The organism is Rhizobium sp. NZLR11, from assembly GCF_019685115.1.
Lineage (GTDB): Bacteria > Pseudomonadota > Alphaproteobacteria > Rhizobiales > Rhizobiaceae > Rhizobium.
The window spans coordinates 51669-70095 of the sequence record NZ_JABDWD010000018.1 but is presented as its reverse complement, the minus strand read 5'-3'; the positions used below and the strand labels follow the sequence as shown (position 1 = coordinate 70095).

General features: G+C 62.3%; 16 protein-coding genes, 2 pseudogenes and 1 other annotated feature. Of the genes and pseudogenes, 4 read left to right on the top strand and 14 right to left on the bottom strand.

The window, feature by feature from the left end:
- Positions 1-7: 7 nt before the first annotated feature.
- A complete protein-coding gene (locus HJB83_RS25850) occupies positions 8-1825 on the bottom strand; it encodes a methyl-accepting chemotaxis protein (protein ID WP_221132847.1) in 1818 nt (605 codons plus the stop codon).
- Between the two features lie 289 nt (positions 1826-2114).
- Here HJB83_RS25850 and HJB83_RS25845 point away from each other — a divergent pair, with 289 nt between their 5' ends.
- Together HJB83_RS25845 and HJB83_RS25840 are read left to right on the top strand one after the other, a co-directional pair.
- On the top strand, positions 2115-2501 hold the full coding sequence (locus tag HJB83_RS25845) for an acyl-CoA thioesterase (protein WP_164012065.1): 387 nt from the start codon (positions 2115-2117) through the stop codon (positions 2499-2501).
- Between the two features lie 19 nt (positions 2502-2520).
- Positions 2521-3105 (top strand): annotated as a pseudogene (locus HJB83_RS25840) (hypothetical protein); the annotation flags it as partial.
- 133 nt (positions 3106-3238) lie between these two features.
- On the opposite strand, the gene HJB83_RS25835 reads toward HJB83_RS25840, so the two are convergent.
- From HJB83_RS25835 to HJB83_RS25795, 9 genes and pseudogenes are all read right to left on the bottom strand, one after another.
- Entirely contained in the window at positions 3239-4423 is a 1185-nt protein-coding gene (locus HJB83_RS25835) for a DUF1501 domain-containing protein (protein WP_221132846.1), read from the bottom strand.
- An 11-nt stretch (positions 4424-4434) separates the two neighbouring features.
- Complete coding sequence (locus tag HJB83_RS25830; RefSeq protein WP_221132845.1) at positions 4435-5946, bottom strand: DUF1800 family protein; 1512 nt, start codon at positions 5944-5946, stop codon at positions 4435-4437.
- A gap of 121 nt (positions 5947-6067) precedes the next feature.
- Positions 6068-6415: a DMT family protein gene (locus tag HJB83_RS25825; protein WP_164012071.1), complete on the bottom strand. Its 348-nt coding sequence runs from the start codon at positions 6413-6415 to the stop codon at positions 6068-6070.
- A gap of 391 nt (positions 6416-6806) precedes the next feature.
- Positions 6807-7616: a class I SAM-dependent methyltransferase gene (locus HJB83_RS25820; RefSeq protein WP_221132844.1), complete on the bottom strand. Its 810-nt coding sequence runs from the start codon at positions 7614-7616 to the stop codon at positions 6807-6809.
- Between the two features lie 147 nt (positions 7617-7763).
- Positions 7764-9230 carry a SulP family inorganic anion transporter gene (locus HJB83_RS25815; protein ID WP_221132843.1) on the bottom strand — a complete coding sequence of 489 codons (1467 nt, stop codon included), beginning with the start codon at positions 9228-9230 and terminating at the stop codon, positions 7764-7766.
- Positions 9231-9299: 69 nt separating this feature from the next.
- Positions 9300-9355: a sequence feature (sul1 is cis-regulatory element that is thought to sense ions involved in sulfur or methionine metabolism; They are found in Alphaproteobacteria), on the bottom strand.
- Between the two features lie 178 nt (positions 9356-9533).
- The gene (locus tag HJB83_RS25810) at positions 9534-9785 is read right to left on the bottom strand and encodes a hypothetical protein (protein WP_207580864.1); all 252 of its coding nucleotides are present in this window, start codon (positions 9783-9785) and stop codon (positions 9534-9536) included.
- Positions 9786-9840: 55 nt separating this feature from the next.
- Positions 9841-10221 carry a response regulator gene (locus tag HJB83_RS25805; RefSeq protein WP_221132842.1) on the bottom strand — a complete coding sequence of 127 codons (381 nt, stop codon included), beginning with the start codon at positions 10219-10221 and terminating at the stop codon, positions 9841-9843.
- A gap of 444 nt (positions 10222-10665) precedes the next feature.
- Complete coding sequence (locus HJB83_RS25800) at positions 10666-11454, bottom strand: thioredoxin family protein (protein WP_221117601.1); 789 nt, start codon at positions 11452-11454, stop codon at positions 10666-10668.
- A gap of 191 nt (positions 11455-11645) precedes the next feature.
- Positions 11646-11990, bottom strand: a pseudogene (locus HJB83_RS25795) (adenylate/guanylate cyclase domain-containing protein); the annotation flags it as partial.
- Between the two features lie 233 nt (positions 11991-12223).
- Between HJB83_RS25795 and HJB83_RS25790 the strand changes: the two are divergent.
- Complete coding sequence (locus tag HJB83_RS25790; protein WP_207580867.1) at positions 12224-12991, top strand: adenylate/guanylate cyclase domain-containing protein; 768 nt, start codon at positions 12224-12226, stop codon at positions 12989-12991.
- A 142-nt stretch (positions 12992-13133) separates the two neighbouring features.
- Here the strand turns inward: HJB83_RS25790 and HJB83_RS25785 are convergent, their stop codons facing one another.
- The 4 genes from HJB83_RS25785 to HJB83_RS25770 form a co-directional block, all read right to left on the bottom strand.
- Positions 13134-13511, bottom strand: a complete 378-nt coding sequence (locus HJB83_RS25785; protein ID WP_207580868.1) for a hypothetical protein — start codon at positions 13509-13511, stop codon at positions 13134-13136.
- Positions 13512-13648: 137 nt separating this feature from the next.
- Positions 13649-14038 (bottom strand): hypothetical protein, encoded by a 390-nt coding sequence (locus tag HJB83_RS25780; RefSeq protein WP_207580869.1) that lies wholly within the window; start codon positions 14036-14038, stop codon positions 13649-13651.
- Positions 14039-14139: 101 nt separating this feature from the next.
- Positions 14140-14364 carry a DUF982 domain-containing protein gene (locus tag HJB83_RS25775; protein ID WP_246762760.1) on the bottom strand — a complete coding sequence of 75 codons (225 nt, stop codon included), beginning with the start codon at positions 14362-14364 and terminating at the stop codon, positions 14140-14142.
- Between the two features lie 422 nt (positions 14365-14786).
- Positions 14787-15128 carry a hypothetical protein gene (locus HJB83_RS25770; protein ID WP_207580870.1) on the bottom strand — a complete coding sequence of 114 codons (342 nt, stop codon included), beginning with the start codon at positions 15126-15128 and terminating at the stop codon, positions 14787-14789.
- Positions 15129-15356: 228 nt separating this feature from the next.
- On the opposite strand from HJB83_RS25770, the gene uvrB reads away from it, so the two are divergent.
- Positions 15357-18389, top strand: a complete 3033-nt coding sequence (gene uvrB / locus HJB83_RS25765) for an excinuclease ABC subunit UvrB (RefSeq protein ID WP_221132841.1) — start codon at positions 15357-15359, stop codon at positions 18387-18389.
- Positions 18390-18427 lie beyond the last annotated feature (38 nt).

Genomic DNA, 18427 nt, shown 5'->3' with positions numbered 1-18427 from the left:
CTTGCCTTCACGCGGCCCGCGTATACCTCGTCTCGGCCCGCGGCTCGGCGCGCAGGCGGAAATTCGAAAGCAGCGTTTTCAACTGGGTGCTCTCATCGGCGAGCGTGCGGCTTGCCGCAGTCGTCTCCTCGACCATTGCCGCGTTCTGCTGCGTCATCTGGTCCATATGATTGACGGAGCCGTTGATCTCGTTCAGCCCGGTCGACTGCTCGCGGGCCGCCGTCGCAATCGATACCACGTGGTCGTTGACCTGGTTGACCAGCGCCTCGATTTCCAGCAGCGCCTCGCCCGTCGAGCGCACCAGCGCCACCCCGCCCTCGACTTCCGTTGCCGACCGGCTGATCAGCTCCTTGATCTCCTTGGCTGCATTGGCTGAGCGCTGGGCAAGTTCGCGCACCTCTTGGGCGACGACGGCAAAGCCGCGGCCCGCCTCGCCCGCCCGCGCCGCCTCGACGCCGGCATTCAGCGCCAGCAGGTTGGTCTGGAAGGCGATCTCGTCGATGACAGAGATGATCTGGTTGATGCGGCTCGACGATTCCTCGATCCGGCCCATCGCCGTCACCGCATTGCGGACGATATCGCCGGAGCGGCCGGCGCTGGCTTTGGTTTCGGCCACCATCGCGCGCGCCTCGTTCGCCCGCTCGGATGCCGTCTTGACCGTCGCAGTGATCTCGTCGAGCGCTGCCGCCGTCTCCTCGAGGGCTGCCGCCTGCTGTTCCGTGCGCTTCGACAGGTTGCCGGTCGCCTCGCTGATGTCGGAAGCGCTTTCATTGACGACGTGGCTCGATTCGGCGATTGCGTGGATAACGCCGTTCAACGCGTCGACGGCGGCGTTGAAATCGCCCCTCAGCTTGGCGTAATCCTCGCCGATATCGTCGATCGCAACCGTCAGATCGCCGCCGGCGAGCTTTTCCAGGCCAACGCCGAGCGCCTGCATTGCCCGGTTTTGCCGGTCGGAGGCCGAGCGCAGGCTTGCCTCGTTGCCGCGTCGCTCATCCTCGATCTGCCGCTGCCTTTCATCTTCCCGTCCGCGCAGCGCGCTGCGTTCGTCGACGGAGTCGCGCAGCACCAGCAATGCCTTGGCCATCTGGCCGATCTCGTCGCGCCGGTCGCTGCCGGCGATCTCTACCGATGCCTCCTCGGCGGCGATCGCGTTCATCGCCGCCTTCAGCCGGGCGATCGGCGCCGTGACGCTGCGCACGATGGCGTAGGCGATGGCAATCGTGGCCGCGGCCCCGAGCAGGCAGAGCACCGCCGCCCAGATCGCGTTCTGATGATAGAGCGCGGCAAGGTCATCAGCATAGACGCCGGTGCCGACGATCCAGCCCCAGGGCTCAAAACCGGCGACATAGGAATATTTCAGCACCGGCTGATCGGCGCCCGGCTTCGGCCAGTAATAGTCGACGAAGCCCTTGCCATCCTTCTTCACCTTGCTGACGAATTCGACGAACAGGAATTTGCCGTTCGGGTCCTTCATCTGCGAGATATCAGTGCCATCAAGCTTCGGCTTGATCGGGTGCATCACCATGGTGGGATGCATGTCGTTGATCCAGAAATAACCGTCGGCGCCGTAGCGCATCGCACCGATCACGTCCTTGGCGGCCGCCTGCGCCTGTTCGCGGGTCATCGTGCCCGCCTGCTCCATCTTGTAATATTTGTCGAAGATGCCGAGCGCCGTCGCATCCATCTGCGCCAACCCCACCTTCCGCTCCGCTTCCAGCTCGGAATAGGAATAGTTCAAAAAGAAGATCATCGTCGCCGCTAGCACGGCAAGGGTGAATCCGACGAGGCAGTAGAGGCGGGTGGAAATCTTGACGTTGCGCATGAGGTTCCCGGCGATTCTCGTAAATGAGGTAGACCCATCTTGAATTGCCGGAATTACTGGAGCGTAAAGCTTAATTAGAAGATGATTAAATACCGTGAGGGAAGGCCGAAGCACTCGAAATCAACTGTTTGAAATCGAATGAAATTTCAATCGGCAACGGCTGCAATATATTTCCCGGCGGTTAGCTGCAGCGCCCGGCCATGCCGTCTTTTACAGCCCACAGCCTTTGCACTAGGCTATCGTCCAGTGAATCGCCGGCCGATGGCCCGCACCAGATGGAGAACCCTTGATGACCGATGCCGCCAAGCCGAGAGGCGAACTAACGCTCAGGACGCTCGCCATGCCGGGCGATGCAAATCCGGCCGGCGATATCTTCGGCGGCTGGGTCATGGCGCAGATGGACCTTGCCTCAGGCATCCGCGCCACCGAGCGCGCCAGGGGCCGCGTCGTCACCGCCGCCGTCAAGGAAATGGCCTTCGAGCTACCGGTCAAGATCGGCGACACGCTGTCGGTCTATACCGATATCGATCGCGTCGGCCGCACCTCGATCACGCTGATCGTCGAAGCCTGGGCGCACCGTGCGCGTTACGCCAAGATGGAAAAGGTGACCGCCGGCACCTTCATCATGGTGGCGCTCGACGAAGACGGCAAACCGAAACAAGTCCCCGAGGCGTGACAGACCAGGGGTCGAGAGCATGGAAACGGTCGGCTCGCCGGAGGTCTTCCTTCACATCAAGGTGGTGATGGGCATGGTCATCAGCCTTTCGCTTGCCAGAATGCTGACCGGCGTTGCCGGCATCGTCCAGCATCCCGCCAAGGCCAAAGTCTATGCCGTCGATCTTGGCTGGGCGCTGTCGATGTTTCTGTTCATCATCCATATCTGGTGGTGGGAATATCGCCTGCAGGCCGTGCCGGCCATCGGCTTCGGGATCTACCTATTCCTCGTCTGCTTCTGCAGCCTGTTCTTCCTGCTCTGCGCCCTGCTCTTTCCGGCGAGCCTCGATGAATATGGCGGCTACGAGGAATATTTCATTTCCCGCCGCAAATGGTTCTTCGGCATCCTCGGCCTCACCTACGCCGTCGATATTCTCGACACGGCGATCAAGGGCCATGAGCGCATCCTCGCGCTCGGCTGGGAATATCCCGCCCGAAACATCGTCTATATCCTCCTCTGCGCCATCGCCGCCTGGACCCCTAACCGTCGCTTCCATGCCGCCTTCATCACCGCCAACCTCGTCTATCAGGTCAGCTTCATCTTTAGGCTTTATGATGTGCTGGGTGAGACGCGATCCCGCAAAGCGGGAGCAATCGATCCAGTGAATCGATTGCAGCGTCGAACGCCCTGAGCCCAAGCGAAGGGCCGGGCAACGGCTTGCTGCCTCCTATCCCCAGCGGGAGAAGAGGTGCAGCCACTCACCCACGCAAAAACTGCGACCCCTTGTCAAACCCCAACCCCGGAAAGATCTTCCCTGTCAGATCATCCACACCGACATCGAACTGCCGATACAACATCGCCGCGGCGAGTTCGCGCACATCGGCGGTCGGCATCAGGTCGCGGTCGTCGAGCAGCTGACCGTCGCCGATGCCCGGCCAGCGGCCAAGGATGCGGCCGCCGTTGATGGCGCCGCCGGCAAGCAGGGCGCATCCGCCGGTGCCGTGGTCGGTGCCGGCGGAGCCGTTCTGGCGGGCGGTGCGGCCGAATTCGGTCATGGCGAGCACCACCGTCTTTGCCCAGATTTCGGCCCCAAGCGTCGTCTTCAGCGTGTTGATCGCCTGCGCCAGATCCTGCACCGGCCGCTTGAACTGGCCGGCCTGGCCGATATGCGTGTCCCAGCCGGTGACCGAGAAGCTGGCGATGCGGTAGTCGTCCTTCAGCATGTTGGCCGCAAGCGCTGCCACGTCCGCGGTCTTTTCGCCGCGCTGGCCATCCGGCTCGACCATCATCGAGGAGGAGTCGGCCCGCGTTGCTTCGGCAAGTGCAGCGGCAAACGGCGGATCACCGGCATAGAGCCGCGTCAGGAATTGCATCTCGTCGCGCGCCGGCGCCAGATTGGAATCCGACGCCCAGACGTCGACGTCGTTCGGGCCGGAGAGGATCAGCTCGGTCGAGGTGTTGACGTCGATCGCCTTGCGTGCATCCGAGCGCGGAATGACGGCGAGCGCTCGGTTCAGCCAGCCGGTCTTTTCCTCGGCGACATGTTCGCCGCCGGATTCCAGCATGTCCTGCCCGTCGAAATGGCTGCGCTGGTCGCGATAGGGCGTCGACACCGCGTGCACGAAGGCAAGCTCCCGGCTCTTCCACAGCGGCATCAGGTCGGCAGCGGCGGGATTGAGGCCGAAATGCCCATCGAGATCGAGAAGCCCGGTGTCGGGCGTCAGCGCCAGCGTCGGTCTGAGCGCGGCAAAACCCGCATCGCCATAGGGCTGCACCAGGTCCAGCCCGTCCATCGCGCCGCGCAACACGATGGTGACGAAACGGTTGTCTCCCGGCATCGCCGCGAAGGTGACCGGCGTGAAGACGGGGGCAGCGGCCAGACAACAAGCGGACGCTAGAAAGCCTCTGCGGGACAGTGAAATCCGGTTCATCGACAGCGTCATGGGCGGGCCTCCTATCGGCGGTTGAATTCGGGCGATGCCAGCACCAGCGTCAGGCCGCTGATCTTGTTCGGCGCCTGCGACACGACGCGGATCGTCTCGTCGCGCGCCGCATCGGCAAGCGTCGATTTCAGAAATTCGCGCGGATCCTCGTCGCGCCCAAATTGCGCCGCCGCCCGCCTTGCCCAAGCTAGCCGCTCGGCAAGCTGGCTGCCGGTAATCCAGGTGGAGAAGCCTTCCTCGAAGCCGGCCGGGCTCGGCGGCTGCCAGGTCGGCTGGCCCATGCGCTTCAGCGCCCCCTGCCCCAACGCTCGCGCCGTCCGGAAGGCCTTGAGCCGCGTGTCCCTCGCCTCGCCGGGAGGACCCGTCGCTATAGGCGAACCTGCCATTCCAGGCGTATTCGCCGCCATGTCGCCCTCATCAGTGCCTTGCTGGTTGGCCGCCAGAAAACTGCCGACGACGCCGTTGACTGGCCCCGCATTCAGCGCCCTCAGACCTGCAATGACATAGTCGAAAGGCTGGCGCGCCTTGGCCCCTTCGTTACGCCAGGCGGCAGGATGGTCGAGCATGGCGGTGTAGACGGCTGTGAGATCACCATCCGTCGTCTTCCAGACCATGGCCATGTCGGACACCATCCCCTCGTCGGGCTGGTCGGAGATAAAGTGCACTGCAAGCTTGCGGCTGATATGCGCCGCCGTCTTCGGGTGGACGGCGAGATCGTCGAGCATGTCGAGATAGTCGTCGCGCGAGCGCCGCCGCCCGCCATAGCTGACGCCGAGCACCTCATGCGTACCGGGCTCTGAGATATTCGGCCGGAAGGCGATGTCCATCTCCTTGCGGTCGATGGTGAGCCCCGTCAGCACCATGGCCGCCGCCGTGACATCCGCCTGGCTGTAGCCGCTGCCGGCGCCGAGCGTGTGCAGTTCCAGCAGTTCGCGGCCGAGATTTTCGTTCAGTCCCTTGTTGCGCTTGATGCCGCCGGCTGAATCCGGCCCCAGCGAATCCGCCTGGTCGAGATAGATCAGCATGGCCGGATGGGCGGTGGCACTGCGCAGCAGATCACCGAACCGGCCCGACATGAACGGCCGGATCGCCTCGGCCTCGTAGAGCGGCACGATGAGACGCATCGGCAAGCTCTTATTGGCGCTGGTGGAGAAATGATCGGTCCAGAAGGTCGCCAGCCGCTCGTAGAAGCCGTACGGCGACAGCACCGCCTGCATCAGCCGCAGATTTACATCGTGCTGAAACTGCTGCTGCGCTTGCCGCTGCACGCCCTTCCGCATCTCGCGCTGCGTCGTATCGTCGGTCACCGACTTGGCGTCCTGGCGGATCTGCTTCAGCTGCTCCTGCAGGCTGAGGATCGCGCGGTGGCGCGTCTCGGGACCGCCGAGCGGAAAGTCCGGCGTTGCCGCTGCCCCCTTGCTGAGCTGGCCGATCAGGTCGTCCTTGCTTTGCGGCGGCGCCTCACCCGGCCGGAAACCATAGCCGAACCGGATCGCCGCCATCGTCGGGAAAGAGAGGCTCATGGCCGGTCAACTCCTGATCACGTGGTAGTGACAAGCTGCCAGCCGATTGCGACGCCAATCTGTAGGAAATGTGGCGATTTCCAGACATGGACGATTTGTAATCTGTTGAAAAAACTGAAGTTTATGCCCGGAAGATAAAGGATGCCCCGATCGCGATGAGCGCGAAGCCGATCGCATGATTCCACGTCAGGTTCTCGCCGAGCCAAAAGATCGAGAAGCCGGCAAAGACCAGCAGCGTGATCACCTCCTGCATCGTCTTCAACTGGGCCGTCGTATAGACTGCCGAGCCGATACGGTTGGCCGGTACCGCCAGGCAATATTCGAAAAAGGCAATGCCCCAGCTGACCAGGATGGCAAGGAAGATGGCACTGCCCTTGTGCTTGAGATGCCCGTACCAGGCAAAGGTCATGAAGATGTTGGAGGCAAACAGCATGACAACGGGCCAGAGGGCGGCGGGAGAAAACGACATGGAATAACTCGGGGCTGTGGAGGGGAAATAGCTGATCCGGAGAGATACCGGCGGGCCTTACGTAGCACGCCGCCATCTGACGGCAAGCCCCAAGGCTCGGGCCAATCGTCTCACGCCACCGAGATGTCGCCGGCCGGCCTTTGCTTGTGCCTTGCCGCCGGCCTCCATCGCGATTGGCATGGTCGGGGCGTCGCACCACGGCTCTGGGGCCGCGGCATCCGCGCAGCCCGAGAGGGCGGAGCCTCGAAGCACACGCCAACATTACTTCTTGCATTCATTCGGTGCCGGCGCGCCCGCCTCGTCCTTCGAGGCCCTGCCGGGCACCTCAGGATGAGGCTCTCCGGGGCGCCGGCGCATGCTCGCTGTCTCAGGGGCCGTTATACCGACACACCTAACCGCCGCCCGGCACCCTGCCCCGGCACGCCCACGCCACCGATGCGAACGACCGCGGGCCATCCGGCTCGCCGGCATCGTAAGCGGCCCTGACGGCTGTATCGACCGCTTTTCGCTTCGCCGGGTCCAGCCCCGCAATATACTTGCCGAGTGGTCCCTCGCCGGCGGCGATTGGGTCCCAATAGTCCCCAAAGGAAAGATATTCCATCCGGATCAGCAACGAAGTCTCCTCGACATCGGCAAGACCCTGCGCGATGAAGCTCTCCTTCATTTCCCCCGGCCGCATCATCGGCTGGAAACAATATTTGCGGCGTAAGGGCAGCGCGTTTTCGTCAAGCATCGCCACCGTATCCCACATCATCCTCATGCCGGACATGCCGCCATAATGGTCCCAGACGGCGGCCGCGACCACGCCGCCCGGGCGCACGACACGGGCCATCTCGGACACTGCCTTTCCCGCCTCGGGCACGAAATGCAGCACGAGCAGCGATATCGCCCTGTCGAAGCGATTATCCTCGAAGGGAAGCGCGCAGGCATCGCCCTGCCGGATCGTGATCCGCCGATCGGTGTTGCGCCGCGTTGCGGCCTCGACGAAAACCGGCGAATAGTCGACACCGACGATCTCCTGCAAGCTCGGCTTTTCCGCCAGCGTAAAGGTCAGGCTGCCGGTGCCGCAGCCGACATCGAGCACGCGATCCCCATCCGCCAACCCGGCGAAATCGATCAGCATCGGCGCCAGCCTCTTGCTCCAGCGCCCCATCAGCCGTTCATAACCATCCGCACTTTCGACATTGAAACTCGACGGCATCGAAGCCTCCCCTTCAAGGACGATGCGTGTCAATATGGACCCCCGACGGGCCGGCGCAAGCGGATAGTCATTCCCATACTTGTTATGGAATCCGCGCGCTGATTTTTCTATCCGGCAAAGCCTATGCTCCGCCTACCCTTGCCGCCGTCACACCCCCTCCAGCACCACCTTGCCATCGAGGCTTTCGATCAGCGTCGAACTCGCCTGGTTGAGGCCGGCAACCTCCACGGCGATGCCATGCGCCCGGAAGCGCTGCACGACCTTGTCGAGTGCGGCAACGGCGGTGATGTCCCAGAAATGCGCCTCGGAGACGTCGATCAGCACGGTCTTGCCAACAGCGTCCTGAACGTCGAACGCCTCGACGAAGACGTCGGCCGAGGCAAAGAACACCTGGCCGGACACGCGGTAGATGCGTTGCCCGGCGGCTTGATCGGGCGCCACCTCGATGCGCAGCAGGCGGGCGACCTTGAAGGTGAAGAACACGCCGCTGAGCAGCACCCCGACCGTCACCCCGAGCGCCAGGTTGGCGGTGAAGACGGTGGCGACGACGGTCGTCACCATGACGGCGCTCGACATTCGGGGATGGACGACGACCGCTTTAAGCGACGACCAGTCGAAGGTGTCAATCGATACCATGACCATGATCGCCACCAGCGCGGCGACGGGAACCTCGGAGACCCATGGCTTCAGCAGCACCATCAGGATCAGCAGGAAGGCGCCGGCAAACAGCGTCGAGAGCCGGCCGCGCCCGCCGTATTTCACGTTGCTCACCGTCTGGCCGATCATGCCGCAGCCGGCAATGCCGCCGAACAGGCTCGCGGCGGCATTGGCAAGGCCAAGACCCGTGCATTCGCGGTTCTTCGAACTCGGCGTATCCGTGAGATCGTCGACGACGCTCGCCGTCATCATCGATTCCAGCAGCCCGACCATCGCGATGGCAAGTGCGGGTCCGGCGATGATCCTGAGGGTTTCCAGCGTCAGCGGCACCGCCGGCCAGCCGAACACCGGAAGCGAATCCGGCAGTTTGCCGAGGTCGGCGACGGTCAGAACGGGAAGTCCGAACCCGATCGAGGCGACGGTCAGGATCAGAACGCAGATCAACGGCGACGGGATCGCCGTCGTGATCCGCGGCGTCAGATAGATGATCGCAAGCCCGGCACTCAGCACGGCATATTCCGTCCAGCCGGCGCCGATGATGTGCGGCATCTGCGCAGCAAAGATCAGGATGGCAAGCGCATTGACAAAGCCGGTGCGCACGGATTTCGACACGAAGCGCATCAGCACGCCGAGCCGCAGCAGGCCGAACACGATCTGCATCAGCCCCGCCAGCAGCCCGGCCGCGAAGAGATAGGGCAAGCCGTGGGCATGCACCAGCGGTGCCGCGACCAGTGCGACCGACCCGGCCGCCGCCGAAATCATCGCCGGGCGTCCGCCGGTGAACGCAATGACGATGCCGATGACGAAAGAGGCAAACAGGCCGACCTCGGGATCGACCCCCGCCACGAATGAAAAGGCGATGACCTCGGGGATCAGGGCGAAAGTCGCAACCGCACCGGCAAGCATTTCGCGCGTGGGATTGGCGGACCAATCACGACGGATGGAGGAAAGCAGCATGGATAGAGTCTCGCAAAGCATGGCCGGGCTCGCTCTATCGAGCGGTCGTGTCGCGACATGCAGGTTTTGCGTTATCTGGCGGATCGGCGGCCAGAAGAGCCACCCGGGGTCTCACCGGGTCCGTGGTGAATGTCCGTGGTATAGACGAGATTTTTGCTGCAGCGCAACATTCAATTTCGCAGGGATGAAAGCGAAAGCTGCGAGCGAAATTGATGCGCCGCTTGCGATCGTGCCGGACGGGGCGATGAAAACTCGCCGCGAAGGTCCTCCTGCGCGATGGCGCGACTGGAGCCGAAGCCACCCTCACTGCCAGAGAAAGTCCGGGCCTGTGCTCTGGGACGTAAGCTTGAGTGTGCCGTCCGGCTGAACCACATAGCTTTCGAAAACACGGTAACCGAATTGACCGAGAAAGGTATGTTTGACCACAGTTCCCGGACGATAGGGTGAATGAATGACCTTTCCCCGATAGGTGAGGCTACCCGAAAGAGGCTGCGGGTCTTGCGCGCTGGCGCAGGCCGTGAGGGTGAAGAGAATGGCAACGAGTGTGTGCTTCATCCGGATCATCTCCCTGGAAGGTCCAGCGACGTGCACGACGTCAATCTCCTTCTTATCAGATCGCTGCCCTGCTGCGGTCGAAATCTTTGCGTCGGGCCGCCTCTGCCCGCGAGAGCGCGCTGACAATCCTTTCCTCGGAGAAAGGCTTGGAGATCACATCGAACGCTCCAGCGATACCGTTGCCGACACTCTCAGGACTGCCGGTCACGAAAATAACGTCCACGCCGAAGCGGTCGATCAGCCGACGGGCAAGCTGAGCGCCGCTCCGCCCGTCGGAGAGGTTGAGATCGACCAGCGCCACATCGCTTTTCTGAGCATAGGCGAGAGCTTGCTCAACCGTCGAAACCGGCCCGATTGTCTGGTGCCCGGCCTCTTGCGCAATGCGTTCGAGCTCCAACGCAATAGTATTCTCATCTTCAACGATCATGACCTTCATGGCTAAGCCTCCTCACCAAAGCCGGGTGCTCGGGCACACTGCCGGTAACGGGTACAACGCCGTCGACCCAAAATGTTTCCACTCTGCATTGAATTTCTTTCGGACATCAGACGCCGCCGCTGGCTAATCCTCCACTGCAGCAGCAGAATGCCGTCCAACGGCGCTTCGCCGTAGGAGACAGCCCGGAACACATCACAGAGGACGAAGGCGCAAAAGTTCCAGCCGCACCGGGCTCGATACGGCAGTGAGCGCTCTTCTGTCAGGTGTTTTTATGGTGGCGCTGCTGAATGCTGGCGGAAAGCGGATTTGTGCCGAGTCGGCGGCCCACCTGCCCGCCACCTTGACCGGCAAGGCAACGTCCCATGGCGGGAGATCCAATGATTTGACAGCGCCTTGCGGCGGACCGAAGCCCTTGGCCTCCGGTCCGCCGCAACTCGACCTCGCTCACGGTTTCGTATTTGCACTTTCGGCCCGGAACGCCGCCTCGCCGGCGTCGGAGACATCGACCCACTTCTTGTCCGGCTCGGCGTCTGCCACATAAGCGTCGTTCCAGTTCCACCATTTGTAGGTCGGGGTCTGAGGATAGCCCTCGGGCGAATCCTCCCAGACTTCCTGGCGGCCGAGTGGCGTGATATCGAGGTAGTTCCAGGTGCCGCCCATCTGCTCATCGCCGCGGTTGTTGATGAAATAGGTGCGGAAGATGCGCTCGCCGTCGCGGTAGAACACGTTGGTGCCGTGCCACTCGTCGACGCCGAAATCCTTGTCGAAACTGTCGGTGATCGTCACCCATGGTATCGTCCAGCCCATCCGCGCTTTCAGCCGGGCGATGTCGGCCTGCGGCGCGCGTGAGGCAAATACCAGCGTCGTATCGCGGGCGTTGAGATGGGCGACGTGAGCCACTTGATCGGCCACCATCGAGCAGCCGCGGCAGGCATGCTCGGGCCAGCCGAAGACGCCTGGCTCGTAGAAGGCGCGGTAGACGATCAGCTGGCGACGGCCCTCAAACAGTTCGGGCAGGCTGACCTTGCCCTGGGGTCCCTCGAACGCATAGGCCTTTTCGACCGCCATCCACGGCATGCGCCGGCGCTCGGCGGCCAGCGCATCGCGCGCACGGGTCTGCGCCTTTTCCTTTACCAGCATCTGCTCGCGCGCCGCCTCCCAGGCCTCCAGCGCCACGACCGCCGGTCTCTGCATGCTCTGTCCTCTCTTTCCATTTTCGGCTGAAGCAGTCATGGCTCAATCTCCTCGTTGGGGCGAATTCCCGCGCCTCGAAGCCCGGCTCATCGCGCGTTGTTCGGACATAGTCTCGCATCGGAAATCGAACAGTGGGAGTAACAAGTGTGACCGTATTCCCATTGCCCCGATCGCAGCCGCAGCGCCGGTCCGGATGATGCGTGAACAGGTGCTGGATGGAGCGCGTCAATGACGCCGTCGCCCTGGATGTCTTCGCCCTCGACGATGATATCGCCGAGATGGATGCCGATCCGGAACTCGAGCCCGTGCTCCGGAAGGGCCACGGCGTTGTGCGTGGCTTTCCGCTGCTGGACCTCCACCGCGCAACGCAAGGCATCGACGACGCTCTGGAATTCGACCAGCGAACCATCGCCCATGGTTTTGACCAGCCGGCCATGGTGACGCTCGATCGCCGGCTCGAAGACATCATTCTGGTCCGCCTGAAAACGCGCACGCGTGACCTCTTCGTCGATCTGGCTCAATCGACTGTAACCGACGACATCGGCGATTAGGATAGCTGCAAGACGGCGCTCCATCCCCGGTCTTTCCTGGAGAGCGAAGGTATTGTTAACAACATCCTATAGTAGGTCCCATCGCGATGCTATCGTCGCACCCGCGCAATAGTCGAATTGGCGGCGAGCGGTCCGATAAGAATGGCGCCAGACGGAATACTTCAAGCCATCGCAGCCTTCGACTATCAGCAGAGTTGCCAAAAGCAGGCGAGTATCGGAAGCTTGTTTTTTGGCTATAAGGCGACGGATTGTTCGATATGACCACAGCCTCTTCCAGTCGGCAGACCAGCCACGGCAGCGCCAGGATCTGCCGCGGCTGCTGGGACCAGATGCATATGCCGATCCCGATCGGCGGCCCGCTCGCCTTGCCGTTCCGCGCCTTGGGCATCACCCGCAGCAAGATGAACCCCGATATCTGCACGATCTGCGAACGTTCCTTTCAGTACGTCAAGAAGCAGCGCCAGATCACCGTCGACGCGACCATCCTGTTTGCCGATATCAGGGGCTTCACGGATCTGTCGGAGCGCATCGAGGCTGTGCAACTGAGCGAGATCGTCAGCCTGTTCCAGGATCGCTGCGCCCAGGCGATCTGGGCGCATGACGGCATCGTCAACAAGCAGATGGGCGACGGCCTGATGGCGATCTTCAATTTCCCGATCGTCCGCAACGATCACGCCGTCGCCGCGATCCGGGCCGCGCAGGAGATCCAGCGAAACTGCGCCGCGGCGCTGAACGGCCTGGTGCTCGACACATTGCCCGGCCGCACCCTCGGCGTCGGCGTCGGCATCCATTCCGGCGAGGTGCAGATCGGCGAATTCTCGAGCTTCCGCAGTGATTTCACCGCGATCGGCGGCATCGTCAACCAGGCGGCCAGGCTTGAATCCCAAGCCGCGGCGGGCGAGATTCTGATCTCTGCGGAAACGGCGACGAAGGCTCCCGACCTCGCAGCAGGCGCCGAAACGCGCATGCTTGCGCTGAAGGGCATCGAACAGCCGGTGCAAGCAAGCGTGCTGGTGAAGGGCTGAAGTACCGCACCTCTTTTTTCACGCTTTGATTGCTGGGGGAACCGACTGTAAGCGGGTTAACTCAGGAACAAGCGAAGGGATCTCTGGTTCTGACGACGCCCGAAAGGTGCTCGGCGAGGCTGCCAAGCGCCCCGCCGCTTCCTCAGTACTTCATGTTGCGTAATTCCGGAAAATCATAATAACGCAGCAGCTTATCATGGCAGCGATAGTCGTTCTTTTTCAGGTACAATATCATGTTGTGTTGCAAGCCCAGGCCGATATAGGACCAGTTCGGATTGCTGCGTTCCGTCGTGCGCGTGCAATAAGCGTATATCTGCTTTTCCGGATTCAGCAGAACCACGCTGGAAATCTCCGCCTTTACGAAGTTCCCCGGTTTAATGGTTCCCCGCAGAGCGTCGATGTACTCGCGTCGAACTGCGCTGGAAGGCGGCCGCTGGGAATCTGTAACGGACTGCGGCGCTGGCGTTTGGCAGCCGGTCAGCGCCAGCAGAGCGGCGCAGACAAGGAATTTGTTTTTCATTCAGTTGGATCTTCCTCTATTAAAATCGATAGATCGAGCTTTCCGGATGGCGGCGCTACCACGACGCTGGAGGCATGCCGCGCCGCCGGTCAACAAGGCCTGGAACGGCGACGCGGCCCGAGCCCTCGTCTCTTTCGTCAGGTCTTCATGCCGTTCATCTCAGGAAACGGGTAGTAACGCAGCCGCTTGTCGCGGCATCGATCGTCATTCGCCGTTGCGCCCAGCACTTTGCCCTCTGTGAACGAGACCCCGAGATAGGCCCAGTCTCCCCAGCTGTGCTTCGGCACCACCCGGACACAGTAAGCATAGATCTGTTTTTCGGGATCGAGCAGAACGACGCTGGATATGCGCGCCCAGACGACTTCTCCTGCTTCGTGTCTATAGCTTCTCTTGAACACAATATTGATGAAGTTCTGCCGGACTTCATTTGAGGGCGGACGCTGGGACTCTGCCACGGATTGCGACACCGGGGCGTTGCAGCCGGCGAGCGCCAGCAGAGCAGCGCAAACAAAGACTTTTATTCTCATTTCTTAAAGTCTCCAAAGAATCGGAGCGCATGTACGCTGCCTATTCCCACAAACACAGCGGGAATAATATTTGCAATACATGGCAAGAAATATCGTTGGCGTCACCGGCTGTCGACCGCATGACCGGCATCGTCCTCATGATCATCGATCGGCACGCCGGCTTCCAGCGCCGCAAGGATAAAGGCCTGCCTCACCGTCTCGGCCGGCATGCGCCCGGCAAGCCAGGCGCGGCAGAAATCAATCGTTCTCTGCTGATGGACGCCGCCATGGATCGGCCAGTCCGAGACGAGGGCATAAAGCGCATCCTGCGGCGAGCGGAGAACCAGCCGTTCGCCGATTTCAAGATCGATGGAAATCGGTTTTCCCCAGAAGGACGGATGGTCGCTAATGGCAATAACACCTGAAGCTGAATTGACCAGGAATAACTGCGGAAGACCGATCTCGGTTCCAGTGTGCGCCCGGATGGTATCACTATTGAAAGGCCGGGTACGCCGACATTGGAAGGATGCAAGAAGCAGCGTTGCGGCGCGTCCTTCGAGGCTCCGTCCGATGGACTGCGCACCTCAGGAAGAGGAGCGTTGGAGGATGCCGCGCCAGCGCTCAAGAGAGATCTTGAGATAACCGCCGGCGCCCAAGAGAGCCTTATCCTGAGGTGGCCCGCAGGGGCCCCGAAGGACGATGCGGGTGCGCCGGCTTAGCGGCGCCACGTCCCTAGGTGCCCTGGCAACGAAGCCGCGGCCGCCCGTCGTCAGGCGGGCAACTTGCAGCCCTTGCTCATACCAGCGGACTGCATGGCGGAAACCTTGCCTTTCGACGCGGCAATCTCGCCTTCCTTGTCTCCCCCCGCAACGCTGCCGATTGGGACGCCGACGAGAAAGACGCCGAAGGCATCGCCGTTCGCCGCACTGATCTGCTGCTTCGACAAGTCGTCCAGCTTAGCTCTCTCCTTTTTCAGTTCGACAGCGAGAGCTTCGCAGCCAAGGTTCGTATAAGCCGCCATCGGAATATCGACCTGCACGATGGCGTCAGGACGTTTGGCGCAACTGGCCAGTGCAGCGGTCGCCGCGAATGCGATAATGATCTTTTTCATGAATGGTCCCCGATTCCCGCAATAGCTGTAACATTGCCGCCCTCAGCGCGGGAGGTGATCCGCTTTTCAACCACAGACTTTTTATTTATGTACTCGGGAAAACCTCATTGCAGCCTCTTTGCCAACATTCCGCGCCCAACATTATTCGCCAATCTGAACGATTCATTCGTTTCCCTTTTGTACTCTTTCCCTCTTCCCTTTCGCGCTAACTCTCTCCATATTCCCGCCATGGCCAAATCTCCGAAGAAATCCCCCGCCCCGAATGGCTTCGAGGAAGCCCCGCAATCGTCCTTCGAGGGCGCTCCGCTGTCGGGTTCCGTCGCCGATTGGGTAAAGCAGCTGGAGGCAGATGCCGAAAGCTCCGGCGTCGAGTCGCAGCGCGAAATCGCCTCAAAGGCGGGCAAGCACCGCAAGAAGGTGGAAAATGAGGCGCGCAAGCATTCGGAGGCCGTCGGCGTCAACAAGAAGGTGGAGATTGCCGCTTCAAAAAGCGCCCGTGGAACTTCGATGGGCGGTTCCACCGACCCGAAGACGCGCGCCGCCGCCGGCCTCAACCCCGTCTCCGGCATGGATACGACGCTGGAGGAAGCCTCGTCGTTGCAGGCCGGCACCGCCGTCACCGCCACCGTCGAGGCGCTGTCGGCGCTGATCGAGAGCGGCAATCCGCTGCACAAGAACGGCAAGATCTGGACGCCGCACCGCCCTGCCCGGCCCGACAAATCCGAAGGCGGCATTACGATCCGCATGCAGTCGGATTACGAGCCGGCCGGCGACCAGCCGACCGCCATCCGCGATCTCGTCGAGGGGCTGGAGAACGGCGACCGCAGCCAGGTGCTGCTCGGCGTCACCGGCTCGGGCAAGACCTTCACCATGGCCAAGGTGATCGAGGCGACGCAGCGCCCGGCCGTCATCCTGGCGCCGAACAAGACGCTGGCCGCCCAGCTCTATTCCGAATTCAAGAACTTCTTCCCCGACAATGCGGTGGAATATTTCGTTTCCTACTACGATTATTACCAGCCGGAAGCCTACGTGCCGCGCTCCGACACCTATATCGAGAAGGAAAGCTCGATCAACGAGCAGATCGACCGCATGCGCCACTCGGCGACGCGCTCGCTACTCGAGCGCGACGACTGCATCATCGTCGCCTCTGTTTCCTGCATCTACGGTATCGGCTCGGTCGAGACCTATACGGCGATGACCTTCCAGATGTCGGTCGGCGACCGGCTGGACCAACGCCAGCTGCTGGCCGACCTCGTCGCCCAGCAATATAAGCGCCGCGACATGGATTTCACCCGTGGTAGCTTTCGGGTGCGCGGCGATACGATCGAGCTTTTCCCCGCCCACTTGGAGGATGCCGCCTGGCGCATCTCGATGTTCGGCGACGAGATCGACGCCATCACCGAGTTCGACCCGCTGACCGGCCAGAAGGTCGGCGACCTGAAATCGGTGAAGATCTACGCCAATTCGCACTATGTCACTCCGCGCCCGACGCTGAACGGCGCCATCAAGTCGATCAAGGAGGAGCTCAGGCTTCGCCTGACCGAGCTGGAGAAGGCCGGCCGCCTGCTGGAGGCGCAGCGCCTGGAGCAGCGCACCCGCTACGATATCGAAATGCTCGAAGCCACAGGCTCCTGCCAGGGCATCGAGAATTATTCCCGTTATCTCACCGGCCGCGACCCCGGCGATCCGCCGCCGACGCTGTTCGAATACATCCCCGACAATGCCCTCGTCTTCATCGACGAAAGCCATGTCACCGTGCCGCAGATCGGCGGCATGTACCGAGGCGACTTCCGCCGTAAGGCGACGCTGGCCGAATACGGCTTCCGCCTGCCCTCCTGCATGGACAACCGGCCGCTGCGTTTCGAGGAATGGGACGCCATGCGCCCCGACACCATCGCCGTCTCGGCGACACCGGGCGGCTGGGAGATGGAGCAATCAGGCGGCGTCTTCGCCGAACAGGTGATCCGCCCGACCGGCCTGATCGACCCGCCGGTCGAGGTCCGCGCGGCCCGCAGCCAGGTCGACGACGTACTCGGCGAAATCCGCGAAACATCCGCCAAGGGTTACCGCACCCTCTGCACCGTGCTGACCAAGCGCATGGCCGAGGACCTGACCGAATATCTGCATGAGCAGGGCGTGCGCGTCCGCTACATGCACTCCGACATCGACACGCTTGAACGCATCGAAATCCTCCGCGATCTGCGCCTCGGTGCCTTCGACGTGCTGGTCGGCATCAACCTTTTGCGCGAAGGCCTCGACATTCCCGAATGCGGCTTCGTCGCCATCCTCGACGCCGACAAGGAAGGTTTTCTGCGCTCCGAGACCTCGCTGATCCAGACCATTGGTCGTGCCGCGCGTAACGTCGACGGCAAGGTCATTCTCTATGCCGACCAGGTCACCGGCTCGATGAAGCGGGCGATGGAGGAAACCAGCCGCCGTCGCGAAAAGCAGATGATCTATAACCAGGAGCACGGCATCACCCCGGAATCGGTCAAGGCCAGGATCTCCGACATCCTCGACAGCGTCTACGAACGCGACCACGTCCGCGCCGATATATCAGGCGTCTCCGGCAAGGGCTTCGCCGATGGCGGCAACCTCGTCGGCAACAACCTGCAGACCCATCTCAACGCCCTCGAAAAGAGCATGCGCGACGCCGCCGCCGACCTCGACTTCGAAAAGGCCGCCCGCCTGCGCGACGAAATTAAACGCCTCAAGGCAGTGGAACTCGCCGCCATGGACGACCCGATGGCCCGCGAGGAAGCGAAGGCGATGGAGGGCAAAAGCGGCCGCCCCAATGGTAAGAACAAAGCAGCGCGCTCGAGTAACAGCCCTCATGGTGAGGAGGCCCAGGGGGCCGTCTCGAACCACGAGGGCGGGCGTGGAACCTCCTACTTCGCCAAACCCTCGATCGACGACATGGGCCCAGGCACTGACACCGCCACTCCGCTCTTCCGCAAACCCGCCCTCGACGACATGGGCCGCGACATCGCCGAACCCGCCAAGAAGGGCCTGTTCCGCAAGAACGACCTCGACGAAATGACTGTCGGCCGAACGGAAAAGCCAGTCATCGGGCATGTGCCGGAAAAGCCGGATGCCGCCAAGGCCACGAAGCGGTTTTCACCGTTGCTTGAGGGGCAGCCGGAGCGCGATGACGTGCGTCCGGTCGTACGCGGGAAGAGGGGTGTGGGGAGCTATGAGGATCCGGGCGAGCAGAAGCGCAAGGGACGGACGAAGGGGAAGACTGGGCGGCCGGGGCGGTGAGGCAAGCGCAGCGCCGAGTGACCGTGCCCACTCCGCAA

What these genes read in the sequence shown, in the direction of transcription:
- HJB83_RS25850 (WP_221132847.1), bottom strand. Translation starts at nt 1,825, where the DNA reads ATGCGCAACGTCAAGATTTCCACCCGCCTCTACTGCCTCGTCGGATTC.
- HJB83_RS25845 (WP_164012065.1), top strand. Translation starts at nt 2,115, where the DNA reads ATGACCGATGCCGCCAAGCCGAGAGGCGAACTAACGCTCAGGACGCTC.
- HJB83_RS25835 (WP_221132846.1), bottom strand. Translation starts at nt 4,423, where the DNA reads ATGACGCTGTCGATGAACCGGATTTCACTGTCCCGCAGAGGCTTTCTA.
- HJB83_RS25830 (WP_221132845.1), bottom strand. Translation starts at nt 5,946, where the DNA reads ATGAGCCTCTCTTTCCCGACGATGGCGGCGATCCGGTTCGGCTATGGT.
- HJB83_RS25825 (WP_164012071.1), bottom strand. Translation starts at nt 6,415, where the DNA reads ATGTCGTTTTCTCCCGCCGCCCTCTGGCCCGTTGTCATGCTGTTTGCC.
- HJB83_RS25820 (WP_221132844.1), bottom strand. Translation starts at nt 7,616, where the DNA reads ATGCCGTCGAGTTTCAATGTCGAAAGTGCGGATGGTTATGAACGGCTG.
- HJB83_RS25815 (WP_221132843.1), bottom strand. Translation starts at nt 9,230, where the DNA reads ATGCTGCTTTCCTCCATCCGTCGTGATTGGTCCGCCAATCCCACGCGC.
- HJB83_RS25810 (WP_207580864.1), bottom strand. Translation starts at nt 9,785, where the DNA reads ATGAAGCACACACTCGTTGCCATTCTCTTCACCCTCACGGCCTGCGCC.
- HJB83_RS25805 (WP_221132842.1), bottom strand. Translation starts at nt 10,221, where the DNA reads ATGAAGGTCATGATCGTTGAAGATGAGAATACTATTGCGTTGGAGCTC.
- HJB83_RS25800 (WP_221117601.1), bottom strand. Translation starts at nt 11,454, where the DNA reads ATGACTGCTTCAGCCGAAAATGGAAAGAGAGGACAGAGCATGCAGAGA.
- HJB83_RS25790 (WP_207580867.1), top strand. Translation starts at nt 12,224, where the DNA reads ATGACCACAGCCTCTTCCAGTCGGCAGACCAGCCACGGCAGCGCCAGG.
- HJB83_RS25785 (WP_207580868.1), bottom strand. Translation starts at nt 13,511, where the DNA reads ATGAAAAACAAATTCCTTGTCTGCGCCGCTCTGCTGGCGCTGACCGGC.
- HJB83_RS25780 (WP_207580869.1), bottom strand. Translation starts at nt 14,038, where the DNA reads ATGAGAATAAAAGTCTTTGTTTGCGCTGCTCTGCTGGCGCTCGCCGGC.
- HJB83_RS25770 (WP_207580870.1), bottom strand. Translation starts at nt 15,128, where the DNA reads ATGAAAAAGATCATTATCGCATTCGCGGCGACCGCTGCACTGGCCAGT.
- uvrB (WP_221132841.1), top strand. Translation starts at nt 15,357, where the DNA reads ATGGCCAAATCTCCGAAGAAATCCCCCGCCCCGAATGGCTTCGAGGAA.